Source organism: Sphingobacterium paramultivorum (genome assembly GCF_014109745.1).
Taxonomy (GTDB): Bacteria; Bacteroidota; Bacteroidia; order Sphingobacteriales; family Sphingobacteriaceae; genus Sphingobacterium; species Sphingobacterium paramultivorum.
The window spans coordinates 1,870,054-1,884,698 of record NZ_CP058555.1; the positions used below are offsets into that span (position 1 = coordinate 1,870,054).

Here is a 14,645-nt window from a genome sequence, read left to right on the forward strand (position 1 = left end):
TAATGCCTCTTTATATTTTGGATTCGCCATTTTTATCAATTAATATGAATGCCATGATATTTTTCTGCTTCCTCATAATCCTTTCGTAAAGGATAGCCTTCCCAATCGTCAGGCAGCAAAATCCTTCTCAGGTCCGGATGTCCCTCAAAATATATCCCCATAAGGTCAAATGCTTCGCGCTCATGCCAGTCTGCAGTGCGCCACACCGAAGTAAGCGAAGGAATCTCAGGTAGTTCATTCAGCGAACGATTACCAGCCAACTCAACTTTTAAGACCAAACCGTGTTGATAAGGCAAGGAATTTAGATGGTAAACAATGGCAAAATGCATTTGATAATCCACTGCAGTTAGGTTGCTTAAAAAATCAAAGTACAAGCCTTCTGTATCCCTCAGAAATAAACAAACGGCTACAAGATCTGCTTTATCAATAAAAAGTGCTGGCTGCAGCCCATTCCGATCTTCTTTAAGAATAATTTGAGTTCCAAATTTGGAAACAAGCATCGATTTAATTTCGTCAAATGTCATATTTATGGAGCTATGCGCGTAATCTTCCAGGAATCTGACACTTTTTTATAGACCATACGATCATGTAGCCGACTTGCACGCCCTTGCCAAAACTCGAAATAAATCGGTTTCAATAGATAGCCACCCCAATGTGGTGGTCTCGGTACAGAATCGTTTCCAATATATTGGTTCTCGAGTTCCTCTACCCTGTTTTCCAAAAAACTGCGGTTAGGGATTTCGTGACTCTGCGGGGATGCTAACGCACCGATACGGCTTGCTTTTGGCCGCGATTGAAAATATTCATCCGAATCGGTCTCACTCACAAAATCAATAACACCTTCGATCCGGACCTGTCTTTGTAATTCAGGCCAAAAAAACAACAATGCAACATGCGGATTAGCTTTCATGTCTTCCCCTTTACGGCTTTCATAGTTTGTAAAAAAGACCAGTCCCTCTGCTATGATGTCCTTCAATAAAACAACTCGCGAGGACGGCAATTGATGGGAAGACACCGTTGAAAGTACCATGGCATTGGGCTCGATTACCTCGCTGTGAATAGCCTCGTCAAACCATTTTTTAAACTGGTGGACTGGATCATGATCCACATCCGATTCAGATAGGCTACCTAATACGTAATCCTGTCTGATTGCTGCAATATCTTTATGTTGAATGGACATAGAAACCTGTTTTTATATCCTACAAACTTACTAAAATCATTGCTTTTTCTCTATAAAGTTAGTAGAAATTGACAAAATCCTAATTTTGGCACAAATCTCGCATAGATTAAATAAAAAAGATTAAATTCAATAAATAATTAAAATTCGCGCTATATGTTTACCGAACTAGACCCACAAAAAGGAAGTTTATTGATTTCCGAACCTTTTATGCTAGACCCCAGATTCCTCAGATCTGTGATATTGTTATGTGAGTACAATACGGAAGGTTCACTCGGATTTGTTCTAAATAATCAAACCAATGTTCGCATAGGCCAATTATTGGAATCTATACCGGATTGCAATTTCCCGATCTACGTCGGCGGCCCTGTAGCTCAGGAAAGCCTTTTTTTTGTCCATAGCCGTTTTGATTTACTGTTGAGCGGCGAAGAAGTGGCTCCTGGAATCTATTTTGGAGGCGATGAAGAGAAGCTTATCGAAGCCATACAAACGGATAGCATAAAACCTGACGAATTAAAATTCTTTATCGGATATTCTGGATGGTCTGCCGGTCAATTAGACGGCGAAATAAAAGAAAACAGCTGGGCTGTACAAAACAAATACCACCATCAGCTCATTTTTGAAGGTAACGGTGAATTGTTGTGGAAGGATGCCATTATTGGACTTGGCCCCAAATATGCACATGTAGCCAATTTCCCACAGAGCCCAGGCCTAAATTAATGTTAGGGACTTGCGCTCGCTGGCAGTTTACTTGAAGAGCCCGTAAATTCAGCGAATGTGCCTATGACAAAATAGGCTGTTTACTGCCATCATGTCCTATAAAGCCGATTTGGAACACTGATTGTATGTTTTAAACAAATCATAAAATTAAAAATAGCGACATACAAATTATGAATCCAGAAAAAGGTAGTATTTCAATTCACACGGAGAACATATTTCCCGTAATCAAAAAGTTCTTATATTCTGATAATGAAATTTTCTTGCGTGAACTGGTATCTAATGCAGTTGATGCTTCTCAAAAAATCAAACGCCTGGCATCTTTGGGTCAATACCAAGGTGAAACAGGTGAATTGATTGTAGACGTAAAATTTGATGAAGCTGCCAAGACCATCACTATTTCTGACAATGGTATTGGTATGACTGCAGATGAGATAAAAAAATACATCAACCAGATCGCTTTCTCAGGAGCAACAGAGTTCATGGAAAAATTCAAAGAAGCAAATGATGCAAATGAAATCATTGGCCGCTTTGGTTTAGGCTTCTATTCCGCATTTATGGTAGCCGATACGGTAGAAATCCAATCCTTATCTTATCAGGATGGAGCAGAACCTGCTCATTGGACTTGCGATGGTAGTACATCTTACGAAATTTCTACAGGTACAAGAACCACCCGTGGAACAGATGTCATCTTGCATATTAACGAAGAATCAACTGAATTTTTAAGCCAGGCACGCTTACAGGATATTTTAGATAAGTATGCTAAATTTCTTCCTGTTTCAATTCGTTTTGGTACCAAAACAAATTCTGAACCAGATGGTGAAGACGAAGAAGGAAAACCAAAATACAAATCTGTAGAGGTAGATAATATCATCAACAATACCAATCCGGCCTGGACAAAATCGCCGTCTGAATTAAAAGACGAAGATTATCTAGCCTTCTACCGCGAACTCTATCCCTACTCTATGGATGAACCGTTGTTTTGGATTCACCTCAATGTAGATTACCCATTCAACCTAACAGGTATCCTCTACTTCCCTAAAGTTAAAAATGAACTGGAGATCCAACGCAATAAAATCAAGCTCTATTCTAGACAAGTGTTCATCACCGACGAGGTGAAAGATATTGTTCCTGAATTCTTGATGTTACTTCATGGGGTAATTGATTCGCCGGATATTCCATTAAACGTATCCCGTTCGTTTTTGCAGGCAGACAGTAACGTTAAAAAAATCAACAGTTATATCACCAAAAAGGTGGCCGACAAATTGAACGAAATATTTAAGACTGATCGTAAGGGATTTGAAGAGAAATGGACAGATATCGGTTTATTTATCAAATACGGTATGCTAAGCGATGAGAAATTTGCTGAAAAAGCAAATGACTTCTGTTTAGTAAAAAACACAGGCAACCAAAGTTTCACCATTAAGGAGTATTACGAAAAGGTCAAAGATATTCAGGTAGATAAAGATGGAAACATTGTTTACTTATACACACATGATGCTGCTCAACAAGATGGCTTTATCCAAACTGCATTAAATAAGGGGTATGATGTTTTGATGCTCGATGGACCACTGGATACGCACTTTGCAGCTTATTTGGAGCAAAAAGGCGGTGAAAAGGTACAGCTGAAGCGTGTAGATGCTGACGTTATCGATAAATTGATCCAAAAAGACGAAAAGGTCGAACTTGCCCTTTCGGAAGAAGAATCTAAAAAAGCGTTAGCGGTCTTTGAAAAAGCAATCTCCCGTCAGGATATGAAAGTTGAAGTTGATGCGTTAAATGAAGGCGATTTGCCTGTGTCGGTAACAATTGATGAATTTATGCGCCGAATGAAAGATATGGCCAAGACAGGCGGTGGTATGAATTTTTATGGTTCATTGCCCGATAATTATAAGGTAACTGTCAACGGCAACCATCCGCTGATCAAAAGAATCTTATCGTCATCGGACGAAGAAGGTTCAAAGCTAGCAAAACAGGCTTTTGATTTAGCGCTCTTATCCAGAGGTTTATTATCAGGAGCAGATCTAACATCTTTCGTGAAGAGAAGTGTAGAAATGATCTAATCATATTTCTTTTAACAAAAAATGCGGTTTCTATGGCAGGAACCGCATTTTTTGTTAAAGATCGGAAGCAAATGACAAATTTAGACAAGCGAAATGCATATCAACATCGAAACGTAACCGTATCGATGTTTTTTATTAAAATTTAATAAACTAATCTTCACCTAGTTGGCAATAAACGCTGTTTTTTTTCAATCAAATATTTGGAGGGAATAGGGTTTAATCGTACTTTTGTATCATCAAAATCACGGTAGGTATAGCTCAGTTGGTTAGAGCACTAGATTGTGGTTCTAGGGGTCGTCGGTTCGAACCCGATTACTTACCCAAAAGGCAGATCAAATGATCTGCCTTTTTTAATTTTACGTATTTAACCAATACAGTCTCCCTTCAAAACTGCTCCATCAATCCTTAATTAATATAAAATTCAGACTCAATACTGTTTTCATGCTCTACAAACAGACCTACAGCGATTAGGGTAAGGGGTCCATGACAGAAGGATCCCCTGGATCATAAATACCCACAGCAACTTTGGAGTCAGCGCAGCCATAATATAAAAACCATTTTTGTTTAAAAAAGACCAATCCCTCAATAAAAACCGTACCATCGATATATTGCCCACTTTTTTCGAAAGATTCCATGGGACGCAAAAACGGAACATCCATTCGAGCCAATACGCTTGTCGGATCTCGTGGATCAAATAAACCCTGCCCAGCGGAATAAGTATTTTTATTAAAACGCTTATCTCCTTTCTCAGCGTGATTCTTACCATTGTACAGCAATACAATTCCTTTATCAGTCAAAACCGCCGGGGGACCGCACTCCGTCAATGAACTATCAAAATAACCATCCCTCGGCGAAATAAAAGCGATCAATTCCCCCTTTTTATCTGTTACGGGCTCCCAATCAATCAAATTATCAGATGTGGCGCCATACACACCATGTTCCCCCCAGTACAACCAATATTTCCCATTGATTTTAGCTATGACCTGCCTGTTACCTTTCATTACTGTCACAATAGAAGCTGATTTATGCGGTTCATCAACAAGAGTGGGCCTGTTTTTCGATTTTTTAAAAATGGGGCCATACTTAGTCCAGTGTTTCAGATCAGTGGATATTGCTAAACCTAAGCGTGGCACCTTCCGATTCCATTGGGTATAAAATAGCACAAAACGCCCGTCCTCCGTCTGTGATAAGCGGGGATCTTCCGTCCCGCCGGGCCACTCGTTATCCTGCTGCTCATCAGAAGCTGGATAAAATACCGGTGTTTTCTGTCGTTCAAAATGAATACCGTCAGCACTAGCTGCTAATCCCAGTCGAGAAGTCCGGTGGCCAATAGCCTTTCCTGTCCGATCTTCTGCACGATAAATGACATAGACACTATCTCCCTTTACCACTGCAGCAGGATTAAAAGTATCGTTGTCCTCCCATCGAATCTCCTTCTTCAGAATTGGATCATAAAATACCGAACTCGTATCAGGCTCAATAATTGGATTGATACCTTTGGACCGCTCAAAGCCTCCTAATACCCATTGTTCTTTCTTAAGCTTTCCGCCAGGCTGCACGCTACAGCTACATAAAAAGACGAATACAATAGAACCTGCAATTTTAACGATAACATTCATGTTTTATTTGATCTCCCATGCTTAAGATGCAAACCTGTAAAGGCAAAAATTAGAATTGGTTACAACAGAAAGGTGAGTGAATCTACCCCCGATCATTCACAAATATAACGCTATTTGAAAGAAATAAATGCCATAAAAACAAGTTCATCAAAAATTGAATTGGAAGCCATCCCCAAAAAACTAATAAACAATTTATCGATAAACAACTTATCATATTGCAATATATTGCAACATAACAACAAATATAAGGTCAAATATTGCAACATATAGCACAAAACCATTATATTTATAGCATGATATCCAAAGAAGAACGCCACGATTTTATATTAGTGAAAATCAAAAAGGAAAGAAAATTAGCGATGACAGACTTAGCGGCCGAACTTGGTGTCTCTGAACATACCGTCCGACGTGATCTTAAAGAGTTATCCGACGCCGGCTTGCTTCGTGCTATTCGGGGTGGCGCCACGCTACGGTCAAACATGCCATTCGACATATACGACCGAAACAACCTTGATGTTATGGAGAAACAATCCATAGCAGAAAAATCGATCACACTATTGAAAAATCATCAAGTTGTCTTTTTCGATGGCGGCACAACAACACAGACAATTGCTGGAAATATTCCCGATAGCCTAATCCTTACTGTTGTCACACATAGCCTCCCAATAGCCAATATACTTGCCAACTTCCCAAACATCACCTTGATTTTTGCTGGTGGCACTTTCTGCAAATCATCACTTACTATGCAAGGACAGCAAACCATCGCTACATTTGAAAAAATATACGCGGATATCAGCTTCATAGGTGTATGTAGCCTGGATCTCTACCGCGGACTTACATCAAGAACACACGAAGAAGCAGATGTCAAAAGAGTACTATGTAAAAATTCAATGAACATCGTTGCTGCCACAACAAGCAATAAGCTGGATACCTTGGCTTCTTTCCTAACATGCCCCGTCTCTGATATCAGTTATTTAATTACAGAAAAGGATCCTTTTGACCGCATTTTACAGCCTTATGCCGCACAAGGTATTACAATCTTATAAGTTTACCGTTTATGAACAATCTCAAACAGGAAGCTGCCAAAGCTGCTCTTCAACTATTAGAACCCGATCAGCTCATTGGATTAGGTGTTGGATCAACAATAGCTTATTTCATCGAATTAATCGCCAGTAGTATCAGCTTTAGATCCCGCTTAAAATTTACATCGCCTTCTTTGGAAACCAAAATGCTGCTCCAAGAGAATGGACTTATTTGTGTTGATAACAGTATCCTAACAACCCTGGACTATTATTTTGACAGCTGTGATCAGGTGGACATTCATTTAAATGCATTCAAAAGTGGCGGCGGCGTACACACGGGTGAGAAGATTATGGCGAATATGGCACAGAAGTTTATTCTCTTGGTCGATGGCTCAAAGATGGTCGAAAAACTTAGCACAAAGTACCCACTATGTGTTGAAATTATACCCGAAGCTTGGCTATCGGTACTTAAAAAACTAAAATCAAGTTATTCTACAACGATATCCGACATTGTATTACGAAAATCTGGACAAAAATCGGGTCCTCTCCTTTCTGAGAGAGGTAATTTCCTGGCAGATATTTATTTTTCTAAACTGCCCGATATTTTTGATTTGAATAAACAAATCAAACTCATTACAGGGGTTGTAGAACATTCACTTTTTTATCAGCTGTGTTCGGTATGTCTTTTGGCAACAGAAGATGGCGTAACACATTTATATGCAAACCGCATTGGAGAATCAAACACGGAATAAGAATATCACGCAGTAGCATTAAAGTTTATATTGAAGTCTAACAACTAACAAGACAACGCTAAACTAATTTAAATCAACATGAAACACACTCAAATTAACTCAGGAATACTGAGTTTTGGCATGTCAGGACGTGTTTTTCACGCACCATTTATACATACCAATCCACATTTCAATCTCAGCGCTGTTGTAGAACGGTCGAAAAAAGCAGCACATGAGTTTTATCCGGCAATAAAAAGCTATAATAGCATCGCTGAATTACTAGCGGATGAAAGCATCGAACTGGTCATTGTGAATACACCAAACTATACACATTTCCAATATGCCAAAGAGGCTCTAGAAGCAGGAAAACATGTATTGATAGAAAAACCTGCCGTTGATGACGCTACGCAATTCGATACTCTTCTTGCCATCAGCCAAAAACAAGGTAAACAATTATTTTTCTATCAAAACAGAAGGTATGATGGTCACTTTTTAGACATTAAAAAGGTAATCGACAGCGGAGAATTAGGAAAGCTGATTGAAGTGCATTTCAGATTTGATCGCTATAAAATGGAATTGGGGCAAAAATACTTTAAGGAAGATACGCAATATATTTCCAATGGCATTACTTATGATCTAGGCCCTCACCTTATTGATCAGGCAATCTCACTTTTTGGAAAACCGGTTAAATTTACCAAAACAACATCCATTAACAGGCCGGATTCTAAAGTTGCAGATTATTTTCACTACCAGCTCTATTATCCAGCTGGACTGAACGTGTATTTAACGGGAAGTCTACTTGTTGCCTCTCCGCAGCCCGCCTTTATTTTACATGGTACAAAAGGGAGTTTTATCAAGAATATGACGGATGTGCAAGAACAGCAATTGCTAGATGGTATGTTACCTGACAATCCATCTTATGGCCTTGAGCCAGCCGGCCAAGAGGGGAAACTTGTTACGATAGACGCATCAAATCAAAAACATGAGTCTTTAGTAACGCCACATAAAGGAGATTACAATCAGCTGTTTGAAGCCATTTATGAAAGCTTAAGAAATAATGTCGATTACCCTATTAAAGCGGATCAGATTAAATGGCAGATCGAATTGCTTGAAGCTGAAAACACCTAAGGTTCTAAAAAATCAAATGGCGGCACGGTTCAAAGTAACATGTGCTGCCATTTCAATTTGCTTCCCAAAGACATTCGTTCGGTTCAATATGGATCATCACATGACCTAGATCAGGAATATGCGCAACCAAATGGTCTTTGAGTTTATGCGCCAGCTCATGCCCTTCCCTTACGGTAATTTCACTATCAACAATAGCGTGCAGATCGACATGATATTTAGCCCCCGATTTGCGGACAAAACATTTTTCTGTGGCTTTTATCCCATCTACCTTTAATGCTTCTTCCCGGATATTATCAATGACCTCATCGTATACATTTTCATCCATTATCTCGCCAAGCGCCGGTCTGAAAATATGATAACAGTTATACAGTATAAATCCAGCAGCAAATAATGCCGCATAGTCATCCGCATTTTCATATCCTTTTCCGAGCAACAATGCAATAGATATCCCAATGAATGCTGCAACTGACGTTATCGCATCGCTTCGATGGTGCCAAGCGTCTGCACGAAGTGAAGAACTATTTGTTTCTTTACTTTTCTTCATAACGATCCTATAAGAAATTTCTTTCCATACAATGATCCCGCCAAGAACAAATAGGGTCCAAGGCTTTGGCAGGTCATGTGGCGTTCCTATATTCTCAATACTTTCATAAGCAATTATGGTTGCAGAAACGATGAGAAAACCAACGACAATAAATGTAATGAGGGGTTCTACCCGACCATGACCATACGGGTGATTGTCGTCGGCAGGTCGTTGCGCATATTTTAAACCTAGAAGCACTAAAAATGAAGAGAATATGTCCGCTGTTGACTCAATTGCATCCGCAATCAAGGCATAGGAGTTTCCAAAGAAACCAGCTAGCCATTTTAACAATGCTAGTAATGCATTGCCTACAATACTAAAATAAGTCGTTCTGACTGCAGTCTGCTCTTGAAGTTCGGACATAGCTGTAAATTAACTTGACACCGCGAAAATACTGTTTTTTCTCTTCAAATTCTATTCTCCATCCATAGAAACTAGCGATTACAACGATGGATCTTTAACTGCCGCTCGCGATATCCTGCAATGCTTTTTTTATTTCAGGAGTTCCATAGTCACGGCTTCCTTCCAAACGCTCTACGATCTTTCCAGTTTTATCCAAGATCACCGTTGTCGGGATGGACTGCCCTAAGAATTCTGCAGGAATTTCACCCTCTGCTATATAAAGGGGCAGATCATACTTGTTTTCCGCCATGAATGCTGAAGACTTCTCCATGTCGCCATCAACATCCACCATGAGGAAAACGATATCCTTATTATCTTTAAGTGATTGCCTAAGCTGGTCAATAGAAGGTAGTTCATGAATACAAGGAGGACACCAGGTCGCCCAGAAATTGATAAACACGACCTTACCTTTTAAAGCACTTAATTGAAGAACCTTACCCTCTTTATCCTTAAAAGATAACTCCTGCGTTGTGGGTACAGTAGCTGCAGCAGGTTCCTCCACCTTTTCGGCCTTGATCTCTTTTTTAGTTCCTGTGTTTCCACAGCCAAAAAATAAACTGGTTGATAAAGCCGCAAGACCAAAAAAAATAACCCCGCTATTAAACCTAATATTCATCGTCTTTTGTTTCATTAAATTATTCTATTAAAAATAAATCCTGTTCACTAATCGTTCTCTTAAAGTAAGGGTTAAAAGATTAAATCCGAATTCGGAGATCTCGTCAATCCAATCCTCCTAGGAGAAATTTCTCAAAACATTAGCTAATTTAACCTTAATTATTCAAGACCACAAGTATCGCACACAACTCCACAACATAAACCATTGATCAATAATAAAATAAGTAATAATAAAATTAAAAAAATAACAAGAACTTTTCCGACATTTAAAAGCGTGAACATATCATTGATCAAAAGACAATTTATTGACTACATCATGAATCTCCCAGCAAATCATTTCAAAAAATACTTGTTAACATATTTCCTGTTATTCATCACCCCCCAGTTTAATTTCGGGCAATCCACCTCAACTAAATTCAACAAGCTATATCAGCTAATAGCATCAAAAGATTTCTTCACCGCCCGCGACCTGTTTAAGGTAAATAAAACTTTCTTAAACGCCCATGAGCAACTTTTTATTTTGGCAATACTCGATAATGCCTTTAACAGCCCCATCACTTCAAACAAAAAAATCGCATTGCTGAACACAGCAACAGAAGAATTGCCAGACACACTGCGACTAAAAATACGCCGTATTCAGGAAGATAATTTTGTCAAATTGAAGGATTACGCTAGGGCAAAACAGACAACGCAGAAAATCCTACTCGAATTCGATCCCTTGCTGTCAACAGATACAAGAGCGGATCTCCGAAACAATCTAAAAATCTGGTCGGCACTTGATCATGTAAGACCGCAGCGTATACAAATCAACGACGATACCCGTCTTAAAATGACGAAAGATAAAGCCGGCTTAAAGAATCTAAAAGTAGAGGTTAACGGCGATACAGCAAGTTTCATATTTGACACCGGAGCAAACCTATCGACAGTTTCGGAGTCCGTGGCCAAACGACTTCATATGGATATTATCCCTGCAGATATTGATGTAGACGCAATTACAGGTATTGCTATCAAAGCCGATTTAGCAGTCTGTAAACAATTAAAACTTGGTAACATCAACATATCGAATGCTATATTTCTGGTTTTCCCAGACAGTGCACTTTATATCCCACAAATTGGCTATCAGATCAATGGCATAATAGGCTTCCCAGTCATAGAAGCAATGCAAGAAGTACAGCTTACACAAGATGATGTTTTTATTGTACCCAAGAGACCTACAGTTGCAAAGAAGGCTTCAAATCTTGCAATAGATGGGTTATCACCGCTTATTGCCATTGATGGAAAGCACTATACCTTTGATACAGGAGCGGAAAAAACAATCCTTTATGCGCCATTTTACGAAACCTACAAACAGTATATCGAAAAATATGGTATACCGACCAAAGTCGCCATGGGTGGCGCAGGTGGTAACGTTGAATATGATGGCTTTGTCATACAACATACATTCCATATCGGCGATAAACCCATCGCTCTTAAAAAGATAAGCCTATTAAAATCTAAGATCAAGAATGAAACCGTGTATGGAAATATAGGACAAGATATTATCCGCCAATTTTCTAAAATGACACTTAATTTTAAAGATATGTTTATCCATTTTAATTAACAGGAATCTAAAATTAAAATGGATAAAAGGTAAACCCCAAATTTAATACTAATAAAACTGACCTCAGTTTCGTCTCATAATTATACTTCATAAAAACACCCTAAAGGTTTTGTCCAACTTTTAGGGTGTGAGGCTTCTATAGATTTATGGAACAATTATGCGGAGTAGGTCACTGCATTAAAACCCTTCTTTTTGATAATTTCAATTATTTCTTCCTCCGAAACACCTTCAGATTTTACAGTCAGAATTTTGTCTGCATTTGTGGTGTCAACATTCCATTCACAGATACCGTCCACACTATCCAAATCTGCACTTACTTTGGATACACATCCCCCGCAAGTAAGGTTTGTTTTGAATTGAAGTTCTTTGCTTTCCATGTTATTTAATTTTAATGTTATTAATCTATTTAATTATCTATACAAATATCCCTTTAATCAATCGGCTATACTTATAGTTTTTCTATTTTGTTTTACAATATTTACCGTTTAAAACGAGGTCTACAGCTTAACCATAGTTAGCTATTTTTTCCAACGAAGCCGCAAGCTATTACTGACGACACTTACACTGCTCAATGCCATTGCAGCTCCAGCTATCATCGGGTTTAAAAGGAAGCCATTGAATGGATACAGAATACCTGCAGCGAGGGGAATCCCAATTAAATTATAAATAAACGCCCAAAACAAGTTTTGCTTAATCGTTGCGACCGTTTGTTTCGAAAGTCGAATTGCCTGGGGTATCTTCGTCAAATCAGAAGAAATAATTGTCATTTTCGCTACATCCATTGCAATATCACTTCCTTTTCCCATTGCAATACTGACATCCGCTGTTGCTAAGGCTGTACTATCATTAATACCGTCCCCAACCATAGCGACCACCTGCCCCCTTTGCTGTAATTCCTTAACAAAATCGGCTTTGTGCTCTGGCAATACCTCAGCTTTGTAATGCTGAAGACCTGTTTCCGCAGCGATGGCCCTGGCTGTAGCCTCGTTGTCACCAGTCAGCATATATAGTTCAATTCCCATTGCTTGCATCTCCTTGATAGCGCGTACAGAAGTTTCCTTAATCCGGTCCGCAATGGCAATTACAGCTAATGCAGTATGACTATTGGCAAACCAGATCACTGTTTTCGATTGATTTCCCCATTGAGTAGCATGTTCCATCAATTCTGTCGAAATTGTAATTCTATTTTCATCCAACAACCTCCGATTCCCTACGTAGTAAGTTTCGATTCCTTCACTGCCCTTTACACCCTTCCCCGTAATACTTTCGATAAAGGATATTGGAGTAACTTTCACATCATTAAAATACCCTACAACAGCTTCTGCCAATGGATGTTCTGACTGTTTCTCCAAGCTCAACAGGATACCTTTCAAATTATCTTCATTATTTTTCCAATACACGTCAGTGACAACAGGTTTTCCTTCCGTAATAGTACCGGTTTTATCCAAAACAACTGCACTTACCTTTTTGGCCAGCTCCAGACTTTCCGCATCCTTAATTAAAATGCCCTGTTCAGCTCCCTTACCCACTCCAACCATGATCGCTGTAGGAGTTGCTAAACCTAGTGCACAAGGACAAGCAATAACTAAAACCGTTACTGCCGCCAATAAACCCTGTACCAGATGGTTTTCTCCACCTAAAGTAAACCACAGTAGAAAAGTTAAAATAGCAATACCAATGACAACAGGAACGAATACACCAGCAATTCGATCGACCAGTTTTTGAACAGGAGCCTTACTTCCCTGTGCATCCTGTACCATTTTAATGATCTGTGCAAGCATTGTTTCCCGACCAACTTTTGTAGCTTTGAATTGAAAACTGCCCTTCTGATTGATCGTCCCTGCAAATACCTGCTCATTTCCCGTTTTTAAAACCGGGACCGGCTCCCCGCTTAACATACTTTCGTCAACATAGGAATTTCCACTGATAACAACACCATCGACAGCGATCTTCTCTCCTGGTTTTACCAGAATGATATCGCCGGTATTAACGGCTTCTATAGGGACCTGACACTCTACCCCATCCGATTGAATGACCATAACCGTCTTGGGCTGCAACCCCATTAGCTTTTTAATGGCAGATGAGGTGTTGCCTTTGGCCTTTTCCTCCAGCAATTTACCCAATAAAATAAAAGCAATGACAACAGAGGCGGCCTCAAAATACACATGTGCATGCAAGCCACGTTGATGCCAAAATTCAGCAAAGAGCATATTAAATACACTAAATATGTAGGCTATTCCAGTGCTTAATGCAACGAGTGTATCCATATTGGCCGAACGGTGTTTCGCTTGTTTCCACGCATTGACAAAAAAGTCCTTGCCTAGCCAAAGAACTACAGGTGTAGAAAACAGCCACATAATAGGATTTGCGTACGGCATATCCATAAAGAACATACCAATCACGACTACGGGAAGCGATAGCAATACTGCCCATCGTGTTTTGATTTTAAGCTTGTGAAATTTAGCTGCGTGAATAGCCTCCAAAGTTTCCTGCTGTGTAGATTCATCTTCGATTAATAAATCATAGCCACCAGCCTGGACTGCTTTCTGGATTTTTAAATGATCCGTAATATTAGGCAAATACTCAACCGTAAGGTTTCCGGTTGCAAAATTTACAGACGCATTAACAACCCCTTGTTCATATTTCGCCATACTTTCGGCGCTACTGGCACATGAGGCACAAGTCATCCCAAGAACTGGAAATGTCTTGGTCAATGTAGAAACACCATAACCAAGATCTTTGATCGTCTTTACACTGCTAACGACCGCTTCGCTATCTTTAGGTACGATAACAGCTCTATGATTATTCAATTCCACCCGATAGCTCGCCAAGCCTTTGACCTGAGCTAGTCCTTTTTCGACAATTGAAGCACAATGTTCACTTTCAACATCTTCTAAAGGTAGATAAACCGTATCTTTATAAATATCTGTCGCCATAACTGATTGTTTTATTTTACACAACAAATTTGGCCACAAATAACATCGAAAT

The 14,645-nt window shown here is 39.3% G+C and carries 13 protein-coding genes and 1 tRNA gene; 7 read left to right on the forward strand and 7 right to left on the reverse strand.

Features of this window, described 5'->3' with window-relative positions; all coding sequences use genetic code 11:
• Positions 1–35 precede the first annotated feature (35 nt).
• Both HS960_RS08150 and pdxH read right to left on the reverse strand, forming a co-directional pair.
• Positions 36–524: an NADH-quinone oxidoreductase subunit C gene (locus HS960_RS08150; RefSeq protein WP_159726750.1), complete on the reverse strand. Its 489-nt coding sequence runs from the start codon at positions 522–524 to the stop codon at positions 36–38.
• Between the two features lie 2 nt (positions 525–526).
• Positions 527–1,180 (reverse strand): pyridoxamine 5'-phosphate oxidase, encoded by a 654-nt coding sequence (pdxH, locus tag HS960_RS08155; RefSeq protein WP_153848513.1) that lies wholly within the window; start codon positions 1,178–1,180, stop codon positions 527–529.
• Positions 1,181–1,333: 153 nt separating this feature from the next.
• On the opposite strand from pdxH, the gene HS960_RS08160 reads away from it, so the two are divergent.
• The 3 genes from HS960_RS08160 to HS960_RS08170 all read left to right on the forward strand — a co-directional run bounded on the left by HS960_RS08160 (position 1,334) and on the right by HS960_RS08170 (position 4,278).
• Positions 1,334–1,897 (forward strand): YqgE/AlgH family protein, encoded by a 564-nt coding sequence (locus HS960_RS08160; protein WP_075992590.1) that lies wholly within the window; start codon positions 1,334–1,336, stop codon positions 1,895–1,897.
• A 170-nt stretch (positions 1,898–2,067) separates the two neighbouring features.
• On the forward strand, positions 2,068–3,957 hold the full coding sequence (htpG, locus tag HS960_RS08165; protein ID WP_153848515.1) for a molecular chaperone HtpG: 1,890 nt from the start codon (positions 2,068–2,070) through the stop codon (positions 3,955–3,957).
• A 247-nt stretch (positions 3,958–4,204) separates the two neighbouring features.
• Positions 4,205–4,278: transfer RNA gene (locus HS960_RS08170), tRNA-His, on the forward strand.
• Between the two features lie 146 nt (positions 4,279–4,424).
• On the opposite strand, the gene HS960_RS08175 is transcribed toward HS960_RS08170, so the two are convergent.
• The gene (locus HS960_RS08175) at positions 4,425–5,576 is read right to left on the reverse strand and encodes a glycoside hydrolase family 130 protein (protein ID WP_182332070.1); all 1,152 of its coding nucleotides are present in this window, start codon (positions 5,574–5,576) and stop codon (positions 4,425–4,427) included.
• A 293-nt stretch (positions 5,577–5,869) separates the two neighbouring features.
• Between HS960_RS08175 and HS960_RS08180 the strand changes: the two genes are divergently transcribed.
• The 3 genes from HS960_RS08180 (at position 5,870) to HS960_RS08190 (ending at position 8,457) form a co-directional block, all read left to right on the forward strand.
• Positions 5,870–6,622, forward strand: a complete 753-nt coding sequence (locus HS960_RS08180; RefSeq protein WP_159726754.1) for a DeoR/GlpR family DNA-binding transcription regulator — start codon at positions 5,870–5,872, stop codon at positions 6,620–6,622.
• A gap of 11 nt (positions 6,623–6,633) precedes the next feature.
• Positions 6,634–7,350: a ribose 5-phosphate isomerase A gene (gene rpiA / locus HS960_RS08185; protein WP_182332072.1), complete on the forward strand. Its 717-nt coding sequence runs from the start codon at positions 6,634–6,636 to the stop codon at positions 7,348–7,350.
• Positions 7,351–7,428: 78 nt separating this feature from the next.
• Positions 7,429–8,457 (forward strand): Gfo/Idh/MocA family protein, encoded by a 1,029-nt coding sequence (locus HS960_RS08190; RefSeq protein ID WP_182332074.1) that lies wholly within the window; start codon positions 7,429–7,431, stop codon positions 8,455–8,457.
• Between the two features lie 52 nt (positions 8,458–8,509).
• Here the strand turns inward: HS960_RS08190 and HS960_RS08195 are convergent, their stop codons facing one another.
• Both HS960_RS08195 and HS960_RS08200 read right to left on the reverse strand, forming a co-directional pair.
• Positions 8,510–9,403: a cation diffusion facilitator family transporter gene (locus HS960_RS08195; RefSeq protein ID WP_153848520.1), complete on the reverse strand. Its 894-nt coding sequence runs from the start codon at positions 9,401–9,403 to the stop codon at positions 8,510–8,512.
• A 94-nt stretch (positions 9,404–9,497) separates the two neighbouring features.
• Positions 9,498–10,058 carry a TlpA family protein disulfide reductase gene (locus HS960_RS08200; protein ID WP_153848521.1) on the reverse strand — a complete coding sequence of 187 codons (561 nt, stop codon included), beginning with the start codon at positions 10,056–10,058 and terminating at the stop codon, positions 9,498–9,500.
• Positions 10,059–10,331: 273 nt separating this feature from the next.
• On the opposite strand from HS960_RS08200, the gene HS960_RS08205 reads away from it, so the two are divergent.
• Positions 10,332–11,657 (forward strand): retropepsin-like aspartic protease, encoded by a 1,326-nt coding sequence (locus tag HS960_RS08205; protein WP_153848661.1) that lies wholly within the window; start codon positions 10,332–10,334, stop codon positions 11,655–11,657.
• A gap of 155 nt (positions 11,658–11,812) precedes the next feature.
• Here HS960_RS08205 and HS960_RS08210 read toward each other — a convergent pair whose 3' ends face one another.
• Together HS960_RS08210 and HS960_RS08215 are read right to left on the reverse strand one after the other, a co-directional pair.
• Complete coding sequence (locus HS960_RS08210; RefSeq protein ID WP_075992582.1) at positions 11,813–12,034, reverse strand: heavy-metal-associated domain-containing protein; 222 nt, start codon at positions 12,032–12,034, stop codon at positions 11,813–11,815.
• Between the two features lie 141 nt (positions 12,035–12,175).
• Complete coding sequence (locus HS960_RS08215) at positions 12,176–14,593, reverse strand: heavy metal translocating P-type ATPase (protein WP_153848662.1); 2,418 nt, start codon at positions 14,591–14,593, stop codon at positions 12,176–12,178.
• Positions 14,594–14,645 lie beyond the last annotated feature (52 nt).

Coding starts and splice junctions, on each gene's coding strand:
- HS960_RS08190 (WP_182332074.1), top strand. CDS start 7,429: ATGAAACACACTCAAATTAACTCAGGAATACTGAGTTTTGGCATGTCA.
- HS960_RS08150 (WP_159726750.1), bottom strand. CDS start 524: ATGACATTTGACGAAATTAAATCGATGCTTGTTTCCAAATTTGGAACT.
- HS960_RS08175 (WP_182332070.1), bottom strand. CDS start 5,576: ATGAATGTTATCGTTAAAATTGCAGGTTCTATTGTATTCGTCTTTTTA.
- HS960_RS08195 (WP_153848520.1), bottom strand. CDS start 9,403: ATGTCCGAACTTCAAGAGCAGACTGCAGTCAGAACGACTTATTTTAGT.
- HS960_RS08210 (WP_075992582.1), bottom strand. CDS start 12,034: ATGGAAAGCAAAGAACTTCAATTCAAAACAAACCTTACTTGCGGGGGA.
- pdxH (WP_153848513.1), bottom strand. CDS start 1,180: ATGTCCATTCAACATAAAGATATTGCAGCAATCAGACAGGATTACGTA.
- htpG (WP_153848515.1), top strand. CDS start 2,068: ATGAATCCAGAAAAAGGTAGTATTTCAATTCACACGGAGAACATATTT.
- HS960_RS08180 (WP_159726754.1), top strand. CDS start 5,870: ATGATATCCAAAGAAGAACGCCACGATTTTATATTAGTGAAAATCAAA.
- HS960_RS08200 (WP_153848521.1), bottom strand. CDS start 10,058: ATGAATATTAGGTTTAATAGCGGGGTTATTTTTTTTGGTCTTGCGGCT.
- HS960_RS08215 (WP_153848662.1), bottom strand. CDS start 14,593: ATGGCGACAGATATTTATAAAGATACGGTTTATCTACCTTTAGAAGAT.
- HS960_RS08160 (WP_075992590.1), top strand. CDS start 1,334: ATGTTTACCGAACTAGACCCACAAAAAGGAAGTTTATTGATTTCCGAA.
- rpiA (WP_182332072.1), top strand. CDS start 6,634: ATGAACAATCTCAAACAGGAAGCTGCCAAAGCTGCTCTTCAACTATTA.